12 protein-coding genes and 6 tRNA genes are annotated in these 19,730 nt (G+C 51.1%); 9 read left to right on the forward strand and 9 right to left on the reverse strand.

Annotated elements, in window-relative coordinates; translation table 11 throughout:
• Positions 1 to 15: 15 nt before the first annotated feature.
• The 4 genes from pheT to spt form a co-directional block, all read right to left on the reverse strand.
• Entirely contained in the window at positions 16 to 2,478 is a 2,463-nt protein-coding gene (gene pheT, locus KTQ90_RS02125) for a phenylalanine--tRNA ligase subunit beta (RefSeq protein WP_217317053.1), read from the reverse strand.
• Between the two features lie 175 nt (positions 2,479 to 2,653).
• Positions 2,654 to 2,727: transfer RNA gene (locus tag KTQ90_RS02130), tRNA-Pro, on the reverse strand.
• 61 nt (positions 2,728 to 2,788) lie between these two features.
• A tRNA-Pro gene (locus tag KTQ90_RS02135) sits at positions 2,789 to 2,862 on the reverse strand.
• Positions 2,863 to 3,090: 228 nt separating this feature from the next.
• The gene (gene spt / locus KTQ90_RS02140; protein ID WP_217317054.1) at positions 3,091 to 4,281 is read right to left on the reverse strand and encodes a serine palmitoyltransferase; all 1,191 of its coding nucleotides are present in this window, start codon (positions 4,279 to 4,281) and stop codon (positions 3,091 to 3,093) included.
• 179 nt (positions 4,282 to 4,460) lie between these two features.
• On the opposite strand from spt, the gene KTQ90_RS02145 reads away from it, so the two are divergent.
• The 7 genes from KTQ90_RS02145 to KTQ90_RS02175 all read left to right on the forward strand — a co-directional run bounded on the left by KTQ90_RS02145 (position 4,461) and on the right by KTQ90_RS02175 (position 13,105).
• Complete coding sequence (locus tag KTQ90_RS02145; protein ID WP_217317055.1) at positions 4,461 to 5,492, forward strand: diacylglycerol/lipid kinase family protein; 1,032 nt, start codon at positions 4,461 to 4,463, stop codon at positions 5,490 to 5,492.
• 47 nt (positions 5,493 to 5,539) lie between these two features.
• Complete coding sequence (locus KTQ90_RS02150; RefSeq protein ID WP_217317056.1) at positions 5,540 to 6,232, forward strand: tRNA1(Val) (adenine(37)-N6)-methyltransferase; 693 nt, start codon at positions 5,540 to 5,542, stop codon at positions 6,230 to 6,232.
• 80 nt (positions 6,233 to 6,312) lie between these two features.
• Entirely contained in the window at positions 6,313 to 8,769 is a 2,457-nt protein-coding gene (gene lon, locus KTQ90_RS02155) for an endopeptidase La (protein WP_217317057.1), read from the forward strand.
• Positions 8,766 to 9,893 carry a tRNA guanosine(34) transglycosylase Tgt gene (gene tgt / locus KTQ90_RS02160; protein WP_022159147.1) on the forward strand — a complete coding sequence of 376 codons (1,128 nt, stop codon included), beginning with the start codon at positions 8,766 to 8,768 and terminating at the stop codon, positions 9,891 to 9,893. The genes lon and tgt overlap by 4 nt, the downstream gene beginning before the upstream one ends.
• Positions 9,894 to 11,132, forward strand: coding sequence for an LptF/LptG family permease (locus KTQ90_RS02165; RefSeq protein WP_217317058.1), 1,239 nt, complete (start codon positions 9,894 to 9,896; stop codon positions 11,130 to 11,132). It abuts the gene before it with no gap.
• A gap of 24 nt (positions 11,133 to 11,156) precedes the next feature.
• Positions 11,157 to 12,929 (forward strand): DEAD/DEAH box helicase, encoded by a 1,773-nt coding sequence (locus KTQ90_RS02170; protein ID WP_217317059.1) that lies wholly within the window; start codon positions 11,157 to 11,159, stop codon positions 12,927 to 12,929.
• Positions 12,930 to 13,031: 102 nt separating this feature from the next.
• A tRNA-Arg gene (locus tag KTQ90_RS02175) sits at positions 13,032 to 13,105 on the forward strand.
• A 154-nt stretch (positions 13,106 to 13,259) separates the two neighbouring features.
• Here the strand turns inward: KTQ90_RS02175 and KTQ90_RS02180 are convergent.
• Together KTQ90_RS02180 and KTQ90_RS02185 are read right to left on the reverse strand one after the other, a co-directional pair.
• Positions 13,260 to 14,552, reverse strand: a complete 1,293-nt coding sequence (locus tag KTQ90_RS02180; protein ID WP_254359613.1) for a Y-family DNA polymerase — start codon at positions 14,550 to 14,552, stop codon at positions 13,260 to 13,262.
• Positions 14,540 to 14,992: a LexA family protein gene (locus KTQ90_RS02185; RefSeq protein WP_217317060.1), complete on the reverse strand. Its 453-nt coding sequence runs from the start codon at positions 14,990 to 14,992 to the stop codon at positions 14,540 to 14,542. The genes KTQ90_RS02180 and KTQ90_RS02185 overlap by 13 nt, the downstream gene beginning before the upstream one ends.
• A 134-nt stretch (positions 14,993 to 15,126) precedes the next feature.
• Between KTQ90_RS02185 and KTQ90_RS02190 the strand changes: the two genes are divergently transcribed.
• The gene (locus KTQ90_RS02190; RefSeq protein WP_217317061.1) at positions 15,127 to 17,838 is read left to right on the forward strand and encodes a valine--tRNA ligase; all 2,712 of its coding nucleotides are present in this window, start codon (positions 15,127 to 15,129) and stop codon (positions 17,836 to 17,838) included.
• A gap of 179 nt (positions 17,839 to 18,017) precedes the next feature.
• The gene (locus tag KTQ90_RS02195; protein ID WP_217317062.1) at positions 18,018 to 19,169 is read left to right on the forward strand and encodes a clostripain-related cysteine peptidase; all 1,152 of its coding nucleotides are present in this window, start codon (positions 18,018 to 18,020) and stop codon (positions 19,167 to 19,169) included.
• 53 nt (positions 19,170 to 19,222) lie between these two features.
• Here KTQ90_RS02195 and KTQ90_RS02200 read toward each other — a convergent pair.
• The 3 genes from KTQ90_RS02200 to KTQ90_RS02210 all read right to left on the reverse strand — a co-directional run bounded on the left by KTQ90_RS02200 (position 19,223) and on the right by KTQ90_RS02210 (position 19,501).
• Positions 19,223 to 19,295 (reverse strand) — tRNA-Lys (locus KTQ90_RS02200).
• 30 nt (positions 19,296 to 19,325) lie between these two features.
• A tRNA-Lys gene (locus KTQ90_RS02205) sits at positions 19,326 to 19,398 on the reverse strand.
• A gap of 30 nt (positions 19,399 to 19,428) precedes the next feature.
• Positions 19,429 to 19,501: transfer RNA gene (locus tag KTQ90_RS02210), tRNA-Lys, on the reverse strand.
• Positions 19,502 to 19,730 lie beyond the last annotated feature (229 nt).

Raw genomic sequence — 19,730 nt, forward strand, 5'->3', positions numbered from 1 at the left:
TATTTTTATTGTTTATTATCTGAGTTCTGCTCCCAACTTAGTCTTCAGGTTGTTGATGAGCTTAGACATGATAGCCTCAATCTGCTTGTCGTTGAGAGTCTTTGTCTCGTCCTGCAGAATGAAGTTAACGGCGTAGCTCTTCTTGCCTTCCGGCAGGTTCTTGCCTTCGTACACGTCGAAGAGTTCTACGCTCTTGAGGAGCTTCTTCTCTGTCTGACGTGCAATCTGCTCAATCTGCTCGAATTGTACATTCTTGTCGAGAAGCAATGCGAGGTCGCGGCTTACCGACGGGAATTTGCAGATGTCGTGATAGAGCACCTCGTTCTTCTTGATGGCGCGCATCATGTTGTCCCAGTTGATGTCGGCATAGAACACCTCCTGCTCGATGTCCATCTTCTTGAGCAACTTGTGCGAAACGATGCCCATCTCGCAGAGCACCTTACCAGAGCGTGCCTTCAGAGCGAGCGCCTTGCCGAACACGTTGTTGTCTGACGACTCTGTAACGACGATGCCCGGGTTGACACCCAAGCGTGTGAAGATGTTCATCACATAAGCCTTCAATTCATAGAACGACGACTGCTCGTCAGCGTGTGCCCATGAGCCTTCAACGCGCTTGCCAGTGAGCCACATGCCGAGATGCATCTCCTCGGTATAAGCCTTTATCGGGTCCTCATCGTTCTTCTTCTCCGGCGAGTAGTGGTAGCAGTTGCCGAACTCGAAGAAACGCAGGTTAGGCATCTTGTGGTTCACGTTGCGACCTACACTCTCCAGACCGCCGAAAAGCAGAGTCTGGCGCATAACACCGAGGTCAGAGCTCAGCGGGTTCATCACCTTTACGGTTGTCTCCTCTGTGTAGCGGTTCAGTTCGGTATAGTATGCCGTCTTTGTGAGCGAGTTGTTGAGAATCTCGCGGAAGCCGCAGCCTACGAGCTGTTCTCCCACTACGTTCTGCCAGTGGTATGCCTTGTCCTCGTCGCCGAGGATTGTGAGCGACGACTTGAGCTGTGTCGGAATCTCTACATTATTATATCCGTAGATGCGCAGAATATCCTCCACAACGTCGCACGGACGCTGTACGTCTACGCGATAAGCCGGCACGTCGAGCAGCAATCCCTCAGCTGTCTCCTCAACGATCTTCATATCAAGGCTCTCCACGATGCTCTTTATCATATCATTGCCAATCTTCTTGCCAATCAGACGGTCTACATACTCGAAGTCGAGCTGCACACGTGCGTCGGCAATCGGAGTAGGATATACGTCCTTTATCTCCATGCTCACCTTTCCGCCAGCCAACTGCTTGCAAAGGATGGCAGCCTGTTTCAAGGCATAGATTGTACCGTTCGGGTCTATGCCGCGCTCGAAACGATAGCTTGCGTCTGTGCTCAGGCCATGACGGCGTGCGCTCTTGCGTATCCATGTCTGGTGGAAGTAAGCGCTCTCCAGGACAACGTTTGTAGTTGTGTCGTATGTGCCCGAGCCCTTACCGCCGAAAATGCCAGCGATGCACATCGGCTCGTTGGCGTTGCAGATGCTGAGGTCGTGCTCGCCGAGTGTGTGCTCCTCGCCGTCGAGAGTGACGAACTTTGTACCTTCGGGCTGAGTGCGCACAACAATCTTCTTGCCTTCCACCATGTCGGCATCGAAGCAATGCATCGGCTGACCGTATGCCATCATCACATAGTTGGTGATGTCGACGATGTTGTTGATAGGACGCAGACCTACAATCTTCAGTTTGTCCTGCAACCACTCGGGGCTCTCCTTCACCTCGCAGCCTGTGATGCTTACGCAAGCATAGCGGCGGCAAGCCTCGGTGTTCTCTATCTCTATGTCGATAGGCATGTCGTTGTTGTCAGCGTTGAACTCAGAGCAGTCGGGACGGTGCAACGATGTCTCGTGACCGTTGCGCTTGAGCCAAGCATAGAGGTCGCGCGCTACGCCCCAGTGAGAGAGTGCGTCAGAGCGGTTGGCTGTGATGTCTATCTCGATAACCCAGTCGCTCTCCAAGTGATAATACTCGGCAGCAGGCTGACCGACGGGAGCATCCTCCGGCAGCACGATGATGCCATCATGAGCGGTGCCCACGCCTATCTCGTCTTCGGCACAAATCATACCAAAAGACTCTACGCCGCGGAGCTTCGACTTCTTGATCGTAAACTCGCTGTCGCCGTCGTAGAGCACGCAGCCCAGGTCGGCAACGATAACCTTCTGACCAGCAGCTACGTTCGGTGCGCCGCAGACAATCTGCTGCGGTTCGCCCTTGCCGAGGTCGACGGTTGTGATATGAAGGTGGTCTGAATTAGGATGCAGTTCGCATGTGAGCACCTTGCCCACGTACAGACCTTTCAATCCGCCACGGATAGTCTGCACTTCTTCAAGAGCGTCTACTTCGAGACCGCATGATGTCAGCGCGTCGGCTGTCTCCTGCGGTGTAAGGTCGAAATCGACATACTCCTTAAGCCATTTGTATGAAATCTCCATTATATTGATTTTATTTTGTTTACTACTTGAAACTTTGTGCAAAAGTAATAAAATTTGAGAAAGTGAGCAAAATTATGAATAATAAAAGTAGCAAGAGTTGCGTAGCAATGTTAAATTGCACACTATCAGATACAAAAAAAGAGAAACGCTTGCATAAAAACGTTTCTCTTTTCAGTCGGGGCGACAGGATTCGAACCTGCGACCACCTGGTCCCAAACCAGGCGCGCTACCGGACTGCGCTACACCCCGTTGGTGTTGATTATATTCAAGTTCCTCAGTTGAGAAACCCGTTGTTGCAATCGGAAAGAAGTCGGGGCGACAGGATTCGAACCTGCGACCACCTGGTCCCAAACCAGGCGCGCTACCGGACTGCGCTACACCCCGTTTTCAAATTGCGAGTGCAAAGGTACAATTATTTTTTGACACAACCAAAATTTAGCACGTGTTTTTTCACCAAACACCACAATAATCGAAACAATAATGCACAATAATAGCAAATAACATGCCACACTTTCCTACTCCACCTTTACTTGCAGACTCCAAACCGCATAACGCAAAAGGCAGGCAATCCACACGGAAAGCCTGCCTTTTGCTGCATATAGAAATAATACATTAGTCCTTAATGATGTCAAGTTCCTTGAACACACGCTTTAGAATCTGAACGCCACGCTCTACTTGCTCCTCTGTATGGGTTGCCATGAGCGCGAAACGCACGAGAGTATCCTGTGGGGCGCAAGCCGGCGGAATAACGGGGTTGATGAACACGCCATACTCGAAAGCCTTTGCTGTAGCAACGAATGTCTTCTCAACATCGTGAACATAGAGCGGAATAATCGGACTCTGTGTCTCTCCAATCTCAAAGCCCTCTTCCTTGAAGCGGCGGAGCGCGTAGCGTGTAACCTTCCAAAGGTCGTCGATGCGCTGCGGCTCATTCTGGATGATGTGCAGGGCCTCAAGAGCAGCTGCTGTAGCAGCCGGAGTGTTAGATGCGCTGAAAATGTATGTGCGACAAGTGTGGCGCAACCAGTTGATTGTGTCCTTATCGCCAGCGATGAAACCACCGATAGAAGCCATCGACTTAGAGAATGTACCCATGATAAGGTCAACCTCATCGGTAAGTCCGAAGTGGTCGCAAACACCACGACCCTGCTTGCCAAACACACCGAGACCGTGAGCCTCGTCTACCATAATAGAGCAATTGTACTTATGCTTCAGTTCTACAATAGCAGGCAGATTAGCAAGGTCACCCTCCATTGAGAACACGCCGTCAACGATGATGAGCTTGATAGCCTCCTCTGGAAGGTTCTTCAGCACGCGCTCAAGATCTTCCATATCGTTGTGCTTGTAGTGGAGCTGTGTAGCAAACGAGAGACGACGTCCGTCAACGATGCTGGCGTGGTCGCGATCGTCGCAGATGATATAGTCGCCACGACCAACAACTGCGGGGATTACACCGCTGTTCACGAAGAAACCTGTAGAGAAACAGAGAGCGTCGTCCTTGCCGATGTACTCAGAAAGTTCTTTTTCAAGCTGTACGTGAATATCGAGCGTACCGTTGAGGAAGCGGCTACCTGCGCAACCAGAACCGTATTTGTCGAGAGCTGCCTTACCAGCATCAATGATGCGCTGATCGCCGGTAAGTCCGGTATAAGCGTTCGAGCCGAACATAAGGACCTTGTGTCCGCCCATTTCTACTTCTGTGCCCTGCTTGCTCGTAATCTCACGAAAATAGGGATAAACACCTTCTGCCATGTACTTCTGTGGAAGGCGATAGCTTTTATACTTTTCTTGTAACTGTCCCATTATAATTTAAATAGGTATATTTCAAATTTGTTATTTCCAAGGTGCAAAGGTACGAAAAATATGTTAAACACGCACATTTTTCGCAAGAAATATGACTTTTTGATATTTTTCACCAAACGAAATTCCTACGTGTAACATTATTTTATTATCTTTGTGCCTTATTTATAGCATTAATAAATATGAAGAAAAAAGCCATTTTCATAATCAACCTCATTTCAGGCACGTCGGACAAGGCTGCCATCCCCGGACTGATCGACCAGCTTCTTGACAAAGAGAAGTTTGAATATGAAATCGCAATAACCGAATACGCCGGACACGCCTCGGAGATAGCCGCTAAGGCTAAGGATGACGGCGTAGACATGGTTGTGGCTGTCGGAGGCGACGGCACCGTAAACGAAGTGGCACGCGCCATCGTGCACTCCAACACTGCTCTCGGCATCATACCATGCGGTTCGGGCAATGGACTGGCACGCCACCTGCAGTTGCCTATCAACGTAAAGAAGTCGATTGAAATAATAAACGCTTTCGAGGTGCGCGATCTCGACTACGGCATCATCAACGGCTACCCGTTCTTCTGCACCTGCGGAATGGGATTCGACGCCTTCATCAGCCTGAAGTTCGCCGAGGCTGGTAAACGCGGACCGCTCACATATATAGAGAATGTGCTGCGAGAAGGACTCAAATACGAGCCAGAGACATATACCGTGATGGCAGACGACGAGACGAGCCTGCACAAGGCATTCCTCATATCGTGCGCCAACGCGTCGCAGTACGGCAACAACGCATATATCGCACCGCAAGCTTCCATGAGCGACGGACTGATGGATGTTATCATCATGGAACCGTTCGGACTCATCGACGCTCCGCAGATAAGCATCGAGATGTTCAACAAGACGCTCAACAAGAACAACTCGAAGATAAAGACATTCCGCTGCAAGAAGCTGCACGTTCATCGCGACAGCCCCGGCGCCATCCACTACGACGGCGACCCTGTAATGACTGGTGCGGACATAGACGTCGAGCTTAAGCCGAAGGGAATAAAGATCGTAGTGAACCCGTTCGCCGACAGAAACCAGCGCAAACCGAATGCGCTACAGAACGCTGCTACCGAACTGTTTAACGAGATAAATAACATACGCGAGGAAATAAGCAAGAGTCGACAGAAACTGCAGCAGTGGAGCAAAGCTGTGCAGAATAAGTTCGACTTGTAATACAGCGGAGGCGCCACGCCTCCACCAACACATCTTTACTATCACGAATGTTTGCTTTTAAGAAGTTTGTAATCCACCAAGACCGCTGCGCCATGAAGGTGGGCACCGATGGCGTGCTACTCGGAGCATGGGCCAATGGCGGCTCACGCATTCTCGACATTGGCACTGGCACCGGACTCATTGCGCTCATGATGGCTCAGCGTTTCGCTAAAGCCACCATCGACGCCGTTGAGATAGACGCTGAAGCCGCCACTCAGGCACGCGAGAACGTAGCCGCCACTGCATACGCCGACCGCATCAGCATTGCGGAAACAGCCATCCAGCTCTACCCTACTCACCACAAGTACGACGCAATAGTGTCAAATCCTCCTTTCTTCATCGACAGCCTCATCAACCCCAACGCACAGCGTACCACAGCAAGACATGCTTGTGCGCTGAAATACTGCGAGTTATTCGCCGCCGTGAAAGCGCTACTCGATAGCGACGGCGAGTTCAGCGCTATAATACCTACGGAGTGTCTGCAAGCGTTCATTGCGGAAGCTTACAAGGCAGGACTTGCGATGTCACGCCAATGCGCCGTGCGCACCACCCCACGCAAACAACCTAAACGCCATCTTGTTGCGTTCCGTCACGCCTACTGCAGATGCGAGAGAGAAATGGAGGAAGTATGCCTGCAAGAGGCAGACGGATCGAGATCAGAATGGTACGCTAATCTGACCGCTGATTTCTACATAAAATAACAGCAAAAATTCACTCATTAGCAGAATTTTAAGTAACTTTGCACGGAAATACACACGCCCCGATACACAGATAACGAGATATGAATAAGAGAACGAGTACTTCAATACAGATGATTGCCGATTACGACGGCGATATTTCAAATTTGTTCAACGTAAATATAGAAGGCGAATTGCCCATCCTTGCCACACGTAACATGGCAATGTTCCCGGGAGTGATTACTCCTGTCATCATCGGAAGAAAACAAAGCCTCAATCTGCTCGATCATTTACGCAAGAAGCAGGACATAAGTTTCGCTGTGTTCTGCCAACACGATCAGGAGGTTGAGCATCCAAGCACCAACGATCTCTTCGAATACGGAGTTTATGCACGCCTCGTAAAGATACTTGAACTGCCCGGACCTGGCAATAACATTACAGCCATAATCCAGGGCTTGGGTCGTTGCCGTCTGAACAAGCTCACGACCAACAAGCCATTCCTCATGGGCGAAGTGGCACCGGCGATGGAGGAACTGCCCGCTGCCGACGACAAGGAGTTCAACACCGCAATGGATGACTTGCGCTCTACAACCATAGAGTATATCAGACAGAACGAAGACCTACCCGACGAGTCACAGTTCGCTCTGAACAACATATCGAATGATGTTATAGCTGTCGACTTCGTATGTACGAATCTGCCCTTCTCGATAGACGACAAGGCTGAACTTATCTCTACAAGTTCTATCAAGGATCGTGTAATCAAGACGCTGAAGGTGCTGCACAAGGAGATTCAGTTGCTCGAACTGAAGCAGAATATCCGCACAAAGACTCGCGAGGATCTCGATGAGCAGCAGCGCGAATACTTCCTGCAGCAGCAGATTAAGAACATAAAGGAGGAACTTGGCAGAGGCGAAGGTTCGCCAGAACGCAAGGAACTTGAGCAGAAAGCGGCTAAGAAGAACTGGTCGGAGGATGTTGCAAAGATTTTCCGTAAGGAACTCGACAAGCTCGATATGTTCAACCCACAAAGTCCGGAGTATAGCATACAGTTCAACTATCTGCAGACAATGATTGCTTTGCCTTGGGGCGAATATACCAAGGACAATCTCGACCTGAAACGAGCACAGCGCATTCTCAACCACGACCACTACGGCATGGAGAAGGTAAAGGAGCGCATCCTCGAATACATGGCTGTGCTGAAGCTGCGCGGCGACCTCAAGTCGCCTATCATCTGTCTCTACGGCCCTCCGGGAGTAGGCAAGACTTCGCTCGGAAAGAGCATCGCCGCAGCCATGAAGCGCAAGTATGTGCGCATGTCGCTTGGCGGTCTGCACGACGAGAGCGAGATTCGCGGACACAGACGCACATACGTCGGAGCAATGCCCGGCAGAATCATCAAGAACATTCAGAAGGCAGGCTCTTCAAACCCTGTGTTTATACTCGACGAGATTGACAAGGTGACGCAGAACACCATCAACGGCGACCCGTCGTCTGCGCTGCTCGAAGTGCTCGACCCAGAGCAGAACAGCGCTTTCCACGACAACTATCTCGACGTCGACTACGACCTTTCAAAGGTTCTCTTCATTGCTACCGCCAACGACCTCAACACCATACCGCGTCCGTTGCTCGACCGTATGGAGCTTATCGAAGTGAGCGGCTACATCACAGAGGAGAAGATAGAGATTGCGAAACGCCATCTTATACCGCGCGAGATAGAAAACTGCGGACTCGACAAGAACGAGGAGAAGCCTACATTTACAAAGGCTGCAATCGAGAGAATCATTGAGCAATACACTCGTGAAAGCGGCGTGCGCCAGTTGGAGAAGCAGGTGAACAAGGCTCTGCGCAAGATTGCTTACAAAAAGGCGCTCGACAGCGAGGTGAACGAGAAGATTACGCCTAACGAAATTGAAGGATTGCTCGGCAAGGCTCCGTTCTACCGCGACATCTATCAGGGCAACAGCTATGCAGGTGTCGTTACGGGCTTGGCTTGGACAAGCGTGGGTGGCGAGATTCTGTTCATCGAGACTTCGCTCAGCAAAGGCAAAACGGGCAAGTTGACGCTCACCGGCAATCTTGGCGACGTGATGAAGGAGTCGGCTGTCATCGCTCTCGAATATGTAAAAGCACATATCGACACACTCGGCGTAGACTATCGCATCTTCGACAACTGGAACATTCACATCCATGTACCAGAAGGTGCTACACCGAAGGACGGTCCGTCAGCAGGCATAACTATCGCAACATCAATTGCCTCGGCACTCACTCAGCGCAAGGTGCGCAAGAACACAGCAATGACTGGCGAAATCACGCTCCGCGGTAAGGTTCTGCCTGTTGGTGGCATCAAGGAGAAGATTCTTGCAGCAAAGCGTGCCGGCATCACCGACATCGTAATGTGCCAGGATAACCGTAAGGACATCGAGGAGATTCCTGAGATGTACCGCAAGGGTGTGGAGTTCCACTATGTCGAGAACGTACAAGATGTGTGGAAGTTTGCTCTCACCGACGAAATTGTAGACAACCCTATTGATTTTAAAATTGAAGAAGAAAAGAAAGAATGACTTTTGAACTGCAACATACCGACCCATGTAGCGACGCTCGCACTGGTATAATCACCACCGACCACGGACAAATAAAGACCCCGATATTCATGCCTGTCGGCACGGTAGGTTCCGTAAAGGGAGTACATTTCAACGAACTCCGCGAACAAGTAAAGGCACAGATAATTTTGGGCAACACCTACCATCTATACCTCCGCCCGGGTCTTGACACTCTACAAAAGGCAGGCGGACTGCATAAGTTCAACACATGGGACCGCCCGATACTCACCGACTCTGGCGGCTTCCAGGTTTTCTCGCTCACCGGCATACGCAAGTTGCGCGAAGAAGGTTGCGAGTTCCGTTCGCACATCGACGGATCGAAGCACATCTTCACACCGGAGAACGTGATGGATACGGAGCGTATCATCGGTGCCGACATCATGATGGCATTCGACGAGTGTCCTCCGGGCGAGAGCGACTACGAGTACGCAAAGAAGAGTCTCGGACTCACTCAGCGCTGGCTCGACCGTTGCGTCAAGCGTTTCAACGAAACAGAGCCGCTCTACGGTTACAACCAGAGTCTCTTCCCTATCGTGCAGGGCTGCAAGTACAAGGACTTGCGCCGCGAAGCAGCAAAGCACGTAGCCGACAAGGGAGCTGACGGCAACGCTATCGGCGGACTGGCTGTGGGCGAACCTACAGAGGTGATGTACGAGATGATTGAGGTGGTGAACGAGATTCTGCCAAAGGACAAGCCTCGCTACCTTATGGGCGTCGGCACTCCGCAGAACATACTTGAGGCTATTGAGCGCGGCGTAGACATGTTCGACTGCGTGATGCCTACACGCAACGGTCGCAATGCTATGCTCTTCACTTACGAAGGCACGATAAACATACGCAATAAGAAATGGGAGCAGGACTTCTCTCCTATCGACCCTGACGGATGCGACATCGACCGCATTCACACTAAGGCTTATCTACACCACCTCTTCAAGGCGCAGGAGCTGCTGGCTATGCAGATTGCGAGCATTCATAACTTGGCATTCTACCTGCGACTGGTCACCGACGCACGCAAACACATAGAGCAAGGCGACTTCGTACAATGGAAAGCAAGCGTTATAGACAATCTCGGAAGAAGAATTTAAATGAAAATAAAGAACATCAGGCGTTTACACAAGCTGCTGCATTTGCAGCAGACCTTGCGCAGAAAGACAAAAGGGATACGCACGGCTTTGGCATGGTTATGCCACAAGCTGCGCTTCCTTAGTGTCTTGAACGTGATAAACCCATTCCATTATATCAGTATTCTCGACTGGTATATCATACGCAAGTTCATCGGCACATATATCTATTCCATCATACTGATCATCTCTATCAGTATCGTGTTCGACGTGAACGAGAACCTCGTAAAGTTCGCACAATACCACGCACCACTTAAGGCTATCGTCTTTGACTATTACGCCAACTTCGTGCCTTACTTCGCCAACTTGTTCAGTCCGCTATTCGTATTCATCGCGGTGATTTTCTTCACATCAAAATTGGCATCTAACTCCGAAATCATATCCATGCTCGCCGCGGGCGTATCATTCCGACGCCTCATGCGCCCTTACATGATTTCGTGCGTACTCATCTCTACTTTGTCCTTCTTCCTTAGTGCTTACATCATCCCGCACGGCACGGTTGTTAGACAGAACTTCGAGACGATGTACAAGAACAAGAAGAAGAACACATCGGCAGAAAATGTTATGCTGCAGGTGGACAAAGGTACGATTGCGTACATACAGCATTATGACAACAACCAGAAACGTGGCTACGGATTCTCACTCGATAAGTTCGAGAACAAGAAGCTTGTTAGCCACCTAACGGCAATGGATGCGCAGTATGATACTATCTCCGACTCGAAGTATCACTGGACTCTGTCTAACTGGAAGATTCGCGAACTGCGCGGACTGCGCGAGCATATCACAAGCGGAACCAAACGAGACACCATAATACAGATGGAGCCGACAGACCTCGTCTATTCGAAAGGTCAGCAGGAGACATTCACCAACCCCGAATTGAAGGAGTATATCGGCAAGCAGCGCAACCGCGGCAACGGCAACGTAGTGCAGTACGAAGTGGAATACCACAAGCGAATAGCCTCGTCATTCGCTTCGTTCATCCTCACGACAATCGGTCTCTCGCTGTCTTCGCGCAAACGTAAAGGTGGCATGGGTATGTATCTCGGTATGGGTCTCGCCCTGAGTTTCGGATACATCATGCTGCAGACCGTATCGTCTACCTTCGCCATCAACGCCAATACACCACCGATACTGGCGGCGTGGATACCGAACATCATCTTTGCTATCGTAGCATACTTCTGCTATAGAAAAGCACCCAATTAATAATAATATAAATAATAACACAATATGTATTTCGACGAAACACAACTCAACGACAATGTGCTCGACGCATTATATGACATGCGCTTTGACCAGTGCACACCTATTCAAGAGAAATGTATACCGCCAATACTCGAAGGCCGCGACCTTCTTGGCGTAGCACAGACTGGAACTGGAAAGACAGCAGCTTATCTGCTCCCTATACTCTCTAAACTCGACGATGGCGGCTATCCGCACGATGCCATCAACTGCGTAATCATGAGTCCAACACGCGAACTCGCACAGCAGATTGATCAGGCTATGCAGGGCTTCGGCTACTATCTCAACGGCGTGAGCAGCGTAGCTGTGTACGGCGGCAACGACGGCAACCGCTACGATCAAGAACTGAAAAGCTTCCAAATGGGTGCCGATGTGGTTATCGCCACACCGGGACGCCTTATCAGCCACATCTCTCTCGGCTCTGCCGACCTGAGCAAGGTGAGTTTCTTCGTTCTCGACGAGGCAGATCGCATGCTCGACATGGGATTCTCTGAGGACATCAAGATGATTGCAAGCAAACTGCCTGCTACTTGTCAAACCATCATGTTCTCGGCTACTATGCCCGAAAAGATCGAAGAACTGGCAAAGAGTCTGCTGAAGAACCCCGTGGAAGTGAAGATTGCTGTGAGCAAACCTGCAGAGAAAATCAAGCAAAGCGCATACGTATGCTACGAGACACAGAAGATAGGCATTGTAAAGGACCTCTTCCGTAAAGGCGACCTCAATCGCGTAATCATCTTCTCTGGCAAGAAGCAGAAGGTGAAGGCTATCAACCGCACTCTGCAGCAGATGAAAATCAACTCAGGCGAGATGCACTCAGACCTCGAGCAGGCTGAGCGCGATGAGATTCTCTACAAGTTCAAGACCGGACAAATCGACGTGCTCGTGGCTACTGATATCGTGGCTCGCGGCATTGACATCGACGACATCGCAATGGTTATCAACTTCGATGTACCGCACGACCCGGAGGACTATGTCCACCGCATCGGTCGTACAGCACGTGCACAGCGCGACGGCGTTGCCATCACATTCGTAAGCGAAGACGAAATCAGCAGCTTCAAACAGATTGAAAAGTTCCTCGGACGTGTCGTAGACAAGAACGAACTACCGGAAGGTCTCGGCGAGACTCCTGACTACAACGCTCCTCGATCAAGAGGCAGAGGCGGAAAGGGACGCGACGAGAAGCGCCCGAGAAACGGTTCTAAGTCAAACCGCTCACAAGGCGACAACAAGCGCCGCAACAACAACAGAAAGAAGAACGGCGCCAACGATCAAAACAACGGCGAGAAGCCTGCTACAGAAGCTCAGCAGACTGATAACGCTCAGGAGAACGTAGCCGCTACTACAAATCCCGACAACACGCAGACAGCACCGCAGAAGAAGCGCAGACGCAAACCTAACCGCAAGCCTGCCAACGCTGAAGCTGGCAACGTTCAGCAAACAGAAAAGGACGCTAAGGACAGCAACGAGAACAAAGGCGACAACGCAAAGAAACGCAACGAACGCCCAGCTCGCAATAATGAGCGCCCAGCTCGTGACGGCGAACAGCCAAAACGCAACAATCAGCAGCGCCGTCAGCGCAAAGACAACGCTTCACGCCGTTCAAACCAGAACCGCAAGCAGGATAGAAAGGATAATGCACAAAGCGCAAATGCAAAATCCGCCCCAAATGTACCGGCAGTAAAACAGCCAACAACACTCACAACTATCCTCAAAAAGCCCTTAAGCTGGATAAAATCGCTCGGAAAGAAGAAAAATTAAAGAAAATAGCAAAAAAGGTACGCAAATATTTTGGAGTTTCAAAATAAATGCGTACCTTTGCACTCGCAATTAAGGAACAACACTTAATGCTTAATAGAAGAAGGCTCCGTAGCTCAACTGAATAGAGCATCTGACTACGGATCAGAAGGTTGCAGGTTTGAATCCTGCCGGAGTCACGATAAAGAGAATATTACTTCACGTAATATTCTCTTTTTTGTTATATACGTATAAGATTTTGTGGTACACGCATAAGATTTGGCGTATACCACAAAGCGTTTTTGTTACACATTATGTTACACTTCGCATTGAAGTCGTGTTACATTCATCGTTCTATTTCAGCTTTATTATATCGCTCCACCTTGTTGTAGGACACGCGCTCTTGAGGTCGTGCTTTATGGCGTCGGCAAACTTCCTGCCATTCGGGTACTGCTGCGACGAGAGTATCACGGTTTCGGTGCCGTCCACCTTATTTATACGGTCTACAGCACTGTCGAGTTGCATCATGTGCTGATACTTTTCGACGTCGAACGTGAAGAGATCGGTCTGCACGGCGGCGTTAGGCACCACACCCATCAGCACCACTCCGGCACGCTTGTAGTGAATATCCTCACGATAGATGCGACGGAGGCACGCCGTGGCAGCCTTCACCACCTCAATGGTTGAAGACGACGGCGTAGAAAGGCTCACTTCTGTCATGTTGCAATACTGCGTGAGGTCGGGGCGGAAGCGGTTCGACTCTACGAATACGCCCACAATGCTGGCAGCCGACTGCTGTTTGCGCAGTTTCTCGGCGCAACGGGCGGCGAAGTTGGCTACGTGCGTGCGGAGCGTATCGAAGTCGCACACCATGCCGCTGAAGCTGCGACTCGTGCAGATGCTCTTCTTCTTAGCCGGCAGGTCGTCGGGCACGCAGTCGGTGCCGTTCAGCTCAGCCCAAGTGCGCTCCACGACCACGGTCTTGAACGTAGCACGCACCCACGAACGCGAGTGCGCTGCGAAGTCGTACGCCGTACGTATGCCGTAGCTTTCGAGTCGGGCAGCATAGCGTCGACCGATGCCCCACACCTCATCAATCGGGTAAAGCGCAGCAGCCTTCAGTCGGCGGTCGTCGGTGTCGATGACGCAGCAATGGTTATATCCGGCGTATTTCTTCGCGAAGTGGGAAGCCATCTTTGCCAGCGTCTTCGTAGGCGCAATGCCTATAGTGAGCGGCATGCCCACCGACTGCAGCACGCGCCGGTGCAGCTCTTCGCCCCACTCCTTCAGTTGCTCTACAGAGAAACCGTCGAGAATGGCGAACGCCTCGTCGATTGAATAGCGGAAGCATTGCGGCGCCATGTCGCGTATGATGGTCATCACGCGACCAGTTATCTCGCCATACAGCTCGTAGTTGGACGAGAGCGCCTCTATGCGCACATTTGGGAACAACTGGCGCAGCTGATAGAACGGCGTTCCAGCCTTCACGCCCAAGCGCTTAGCCTCAGCGCTGCGCGCCACCACGCACCCATCGTTGTTAGAAAGCACGACAACGGGTTTCCCCTCCAGGTCTGGACGGAAAATACGCTCGCAACTCACGTAGCAGTTATCGCAATCGCAGATGGCATACCACTTCATCGTCTCCATTGTTTTATAGTCCACACCACGACGCCCCACACACGGAAGTTGTCGTCGGCGTCGATGCGTATAGGCTGATAGTTAGCGTTGGCGGGTCGCAGTTCGATGTAGCCCTCCTCCTTGTGCTTCAGGTCGAGATACTTGATGGTAAACTCACCGTTGACGAACGCCACGATGACGTCGCCGTCGACGGGCTGCAGCGAGCGGTCGATCACCGCAATGTCGCTGTCGCAGATACCCGCCTCAATCATCGAGTCGCCCGACACACGCCCGTAGAACGTAGCCTCCGGATTCTTTATAAGGTCGCGGTTGAAGTCGAGACTATCGTGCAGATAGTCGTCCGCCGGACTCGGGAAGCCCGCCTTTATCGTAGGTGCAAGTGCAAGCGCGAGCCGATGTGCGAAGTCGCCCTTCAGAAGTTCTATCTTTCCAGCCTTATCATTATCCATTCTCAGATTCATTTTATTTTCGCAAAGGTAGCCATTTTTTATAAGTTCTCATGAAAAACGGCGATTATCCCACGTATTTTTACTAATTTTGCAAGATAAGAATAGAAAATATAAACAAAACAGATACAATCAGTATGGAATTAGCAAGCAAATACGATCCACAAGCAGTGGAATCGAAATGGTATCAGTACTGGCTTGACAACAAACTCTTCAGTAGCAAGCCCGACGGACGTGACCCCTACACTATCGTTATACCGCCACCAAACGTGACTGGCGTATTGCACATGGGCCACATGCTCAACAATACGATTCAGGATATCCTCGTGCGCCGCGCACGTATGGAGGGAAAGAACGCTTGTTGGGTGCCCGGCACCGACCACGCCTCTATCGCTACTGAGGCTAAGGTGGTGAACCGTCTTGCAGAACAGGGCATAAAGAAGCGCGACCTCACTCGCGAACAGTTCCTTGAGCATGCTTGGAACTGGACCAACGAGCACGGCGGCATCATCCTCAAGCAGCTGCGCCGTCTCGGCGCATCATGCGACTGGGACCGCACAGCGTTCACAATGGACGAGAAGCGCTCTGAGAGCGTGCTGAAGGTGTTCGTCGACCTCTACAAGAAGGGACTCATCTACCGCGGCCTGCGCATGGTGAACTGGGATCCGAAGGCACAGACCGTGCTCTCTACCGAGGAGGTTATCTACCGCGACGAGAAGAGCCACCTCTTCAACCTGCGCTACTATGTGGCTGACGCCGACGTGAACCCGGTTGTGCCGACAGGCTGCGATGGCGAGGTGCTGCATCAGGACGCCGACGGACGCTACTACGCTGTTGTAGCTACAACACGTCCGGAGACTATCATGGGCGACACAGCAATGTGTATTAACCCGAAGGACCCGAAGAACCAGTGGCTGCGCGGCCACAAGGTAATCGTGCCATTGGTGAACCGCGTGATTCCGGTCATCGAGGACCGCTACGTAGACATCGAGTTCGGTACTGGCTGTCTGAAGGTTACTCCGGCGCACGACGTGAACGACTACGCTCTCGGCAAGACTCACAACCTCGAGACTATCGACATCTTCAACCCCGACGGCACTATCTCTGAGGCTGCAGGCATGTATGTAGGCATGGATCGCATGGACGTGCGCAAGCAGATTGTAGAGGACCTGAAGGCTGCCGGACTGGTAGAGAAGATTGAGGACTACGACAACAAGGTGGGCTACTCGGAGCGCAATCAGGACACAGCCGTAGAGCCGCGCCTCTGCAAGCAGTGGTTCCTCTCGATGAAGCACTTCGCAGACATCGCTCTGCCGCCGGTGCTCGAGGGCAAGATTAAGTTCCACCCGACAAAGTACGTCACAACATACCGCAACTGGCTGGAGAACATTCAGGACTGGTGTATCTCGCGCCAGCTCTGGTGGGGACACCGCATTCCGGCTTACTTCCTTCCTACAGCCGAAGGCGAAGAGGAGAAGTACGTAGTAGCGCTCACCGCAGAGGAGGCACTTGAGGAGGCTCGCAAGATTGAAGGCTACGAGAACATCACAGCCGACCAGCTCGTTCACGACGAGGATGCGCTCGACACATGGTTCTCTTCATGGCTCTGGCCAATATCGCTGTTCGACGGCATCAACAACCCGGGCAACGAGGAGATTAAATACTACTACCCCACAAGCGACCTCGTAACCGGTCCGGACATCATCTTCTTCTGGGTAGCTCGTATGATTATGGCTGGCGAAGAGTACATGAAGGACGTGCCGTTCCGCAACGTATACTTCACTGGTATCGTTCGCGACAAACTGGGCCGCAAGATGTCGAAGTCGCTCGGCAACTCGCCCGACCCTATCGCCCTCATCGAGAAGTACGGCGCCGACGGCGTGCGCATGGGCATGATGCTCTCGGCTCCTGCCGGCAACGATATTCTCTTCGACGAGAGCCTCTGCGAACAGGGACGCAACTTCAACAACAAGATATGGAACGCATTCCGCCTCGTTAAGGGCTGGCAGGTGGCAGACGCTGAGCAGCCGGAGGCTAACGCGATAGCAGCGAAGTGGTTCGAGGCTAAGCTGAAGCAGACCAACGCCGAGGTGAACGACCTATTCTCTAAGTATCGCATCTCTGAGGCGCTCATGGCTGTCTACAAGCTGTTCTGGGACGAATTCTCAAGCTGGTATCTCGAGATGGTGAAGCCGGCATACGGCCAGCCTATCGACCGCACAAGCTACGAGCAGACACTCGCTTTCTTCGAGACTCTGCTGAAGATGCTCCATCCGTTCATGCCGTTCATCACAGAGGAACTCTGGCAGCACATCTACGACCGCAAGGAGAACGAGTCTATCATGCGCGCCGAACTGAAGCTCGACGCTCCTACAGCCGACGACGATGCCGTAGTAGCAGCTATCGAGAACGTGAAGCTCATCGTGGCTGGCGTGCGCACCGTGCGCAACCAGAAGAACATACCTAACAAGGATGCTCTCGAACTGCAGGCGCTGCAGCAGAACAACTACGAGGCTTACGCTTCGGTAATAAAGAAGATGGCTAATCTCTCAGCTATCAACGTAGTATCGGAGAAGGACACGACCGCAGCTGCCTTCATGGTAGGCACAGACGAGTTCGCAGTGCCTCTTGGCGATATGATTGACGTTGCTGCAGAGATAGAGAAGCAGGAGGCTCAGCTGAAGCACCTCGAAGGATTCCTCGCAGGCATCAAGAAGAAGCTCTCTAACGAGAAGTTCGTGGCTCACGCTCCAGAAGCTGTTGTGGCTCTCGAGCGCAAGAAGCAGAGCGACTCTGAAGAGAAGATCGCAGCGCTGAAGGAATCTATCGCAGCTTTGAAGAACAAGTAAACGCTTGGTCATCAAAAACGCTTACAATACAAAAACCGCAGGAGGCTATGATTTCCACACTATAGTCTGCGCCCGGCGACCGAAAGTCGCCACAACAGCGCAGGCTACGGCATGGAGACCATAGCCTCCTGTCCTTTTAATACAGATATACATATAAATCTACTACTAATATATATAATATGTATAAGCTCCTAAAACTCGCATTTATTTCGCTTCTGACACTCTGTTTCAGCGCTTGTCAGGAGGAAGACCCTATCATGCCGCCAGAACAGCAGACAGCCGAGAAGACAATCTTCGTATTCATGCCATACAGCAACAATCTATACAGCTTTCTGCTCGGAAACATTGAGGACATGAAAACCGCCATTGTACGTAACAAAGGCTTGGACAACACGCGTCTGTTGCTGTTCGTAGCCAAAGATCAGCAGCAGAGCGCGCTGATAGACATCAGATACAAGAAGGGCACATGCACGCAGGATACGCTTGAGAAATACTCCTCGCCTACTTATCTTACGACGAACGGCAGAGCGGAACTGCTGAACAAGGTGAAGGAGTATGCGCCGGCGCACCGCTACGCCATGATAGTGGGCAGCCACGGCATGGGATGGATACCAAGCTCTACAGTGTTCAACCCGAAGAAGTCGCGCTACTTCGGCGGACTGTCTGAGGAATACAGAATAGATATCGTCGACTTCGCAACGAGCATCAAGGCTGCAGGAATGAAGATGCAGTTCATCATGTTCGACGACTGCTACATGTCGAGCATGGAGGTGGCGTACGACTTGAAGGACGTAACCGACTACATCATTGCGTCTACAAGCGAAGTAATGGCTTACGGCATGCCTTACCAGAACATATACCAGCATCTGATGAGCGCACAGCCCGACTACAAGGCTTTATGCAATGGCTTTTACGAGTTCTATTCGAACAGCGGCACACCTTACGGCACAATCGGCGTGATTGATTGCAGATACGTTGACGAGATGGCTTCCATGATGAAGAGCATCAACGCAACGCACACGTTCGACCTTAGCCTTCTCGACAACGTGCAGGACCTCGACGGCGAGACATACAAGCCTACCATATTCTTCGATTTCGACGACTATGTGCGCCATCTCTGCACAAACGATAACGACGCCTACGAGCAGTTCCACAACGTGCTGCTACGTCTTGTGCCGTACAAAGCGGCTACAGAGTACATATACTCCGGCTCTACGAACAAGAAGACCAAAGTGGACCACTTCTCCGGCATCACCATTTCAGACCCGTCTACGCGCCAGGAAATAGCCGAATCGAAGCGACAGACAAATTGGTGGATACAGACACACTAACAGACTGATAAAAAACAAAAAAGGTGTTATCCGATTGGATAACACCTTTTTTGTACACCCTTAGGGGTTCGAACCCTAGACCCACTGATTAAGAGTCAGTTGCTCTACCAACTGAGCTAAGGGTGCATCAGTTGTTTTTTATGTGTTTCAAAGTTGTACACCCTTAGGGATTCGAACCCTAGACCCACTGATTAAGAGTCAGTTGCTCTACCAACTGAGCTAAGGGTGCATCAGTTGTTTTTTATGTGTTTCAAAGTTGTACACCCTTAGGGATTCGAACCCTAGACCCACTGATTAAGAGTCAGTTGCTCTACCAACTGAGCTAAGGGTGCGTACTCTATCTTTATGCAAGCAACTCATTTCTGAATTGCGAGTGCAAAGGTAGTAGTTTTTGAGGAAACCACCAAATCTTTCCACCACTTTTTTGCAACAAATTGCACTTTTCTGCACGATTTCTACGAATCGGACACAGCATTGCGGCTCACCCGATAAACCAGGGGGATTATGCATATAGCTTTGTAAGTCTGAAAAGAAAGAACTTTATATCCGTTACTCCCCTTA

The sequence above is a fragment of the Leyella stercorea genome (assembly GCF_019052365.1).
In the GTDB taxonomy this organism is placed as follows: Bacteria; Bacteroidota; Bacteroidia; order Bacteroidales; family Bacteroidaceae; genus Prevotella.

Bases quoted from the DNA above. Each gene is read 5' to 3' on its own strand.
- KTQ90_RS02190 (WP_217317061.1), top strand. From the start codon at position 15,127: ATGGAATTAGCAAGCAAATACGATCCACAAGCAGTGGAATCGAAATGG.
- KTQ90_RS02165 (WP_217317058.1), top strand. From the start codon at position 9,894: ATGAAAATAAAGAACATCAGGCGTTTACACAAGCTGCTGCATTTGCAG.
- KTQ90_RS02185 (WP_217317060.1), bottom strand. From the start codon at position 14,992: ATGGATAATGATAAGGCTGGAAAGATAGAACTTCTGAAGGGCGACTTC.
- KTQ90_RS02170 (WP_217317059.1), top strand. From the start codon at position 11,157: ATGTATTTCGACGAAACACAACTCAACGACAATGTGCTCGACGCATTA.
- KTQ90_RS02145 (WP_217317055.1), top strand. From the start codon at position 4,461: ATGAAGAAAAAAGCCATTTTCATAATCAACCTCATTTCAGGCACGTCG.
- KTQ90_RS02180 (WP_254359613.1), bottom strand. From the start codon at position 14,552: ATGGAGACGATGAAGTGGTATGCCATCTGCGATTGCGATAACTGCTAC.
- spt (WP_217317054.1), bottom strand. From the start codon at position 4,281: ATGGGACAGTTACAAGAAAAGTATAAAAGCTATCGCCTTCCACAGAAG.
- lon (WP_217317057.1), top strand. From the start codon at position 6,313: ATGAATAAGAGAACGAGTACTTCAATACAGATGATTGCCGATTACGAC.
- KTQ90_RS02195 (WP_217317062.1), top strand. From the start codon at position 18,018: ATGTATAAGCTCCTAAAACTCGCATTTATTTCGCTTCTGACACTCTGT.
- KTQ90_RS02150 (WP_217317056.1), top strand. From the start codon at position 5,540: ATGTTTGCTTTTAAGAAGTTTGTAATCCACCAAGACCGCTGCGCCATG.
- tgt (WP_022159147.1), top strand. From the start codon at position 8,766: ATGACTTTTGAACTGCAACATACCGACCCATGTAGCGACGCTCGCACT.
- pheT (WP_217317053.1), bottom strand. From the start codon at position 2,478: ATGGAGATTTCATACAAATGGCTTAAGGAGTATGTCGATTTCGACCTT.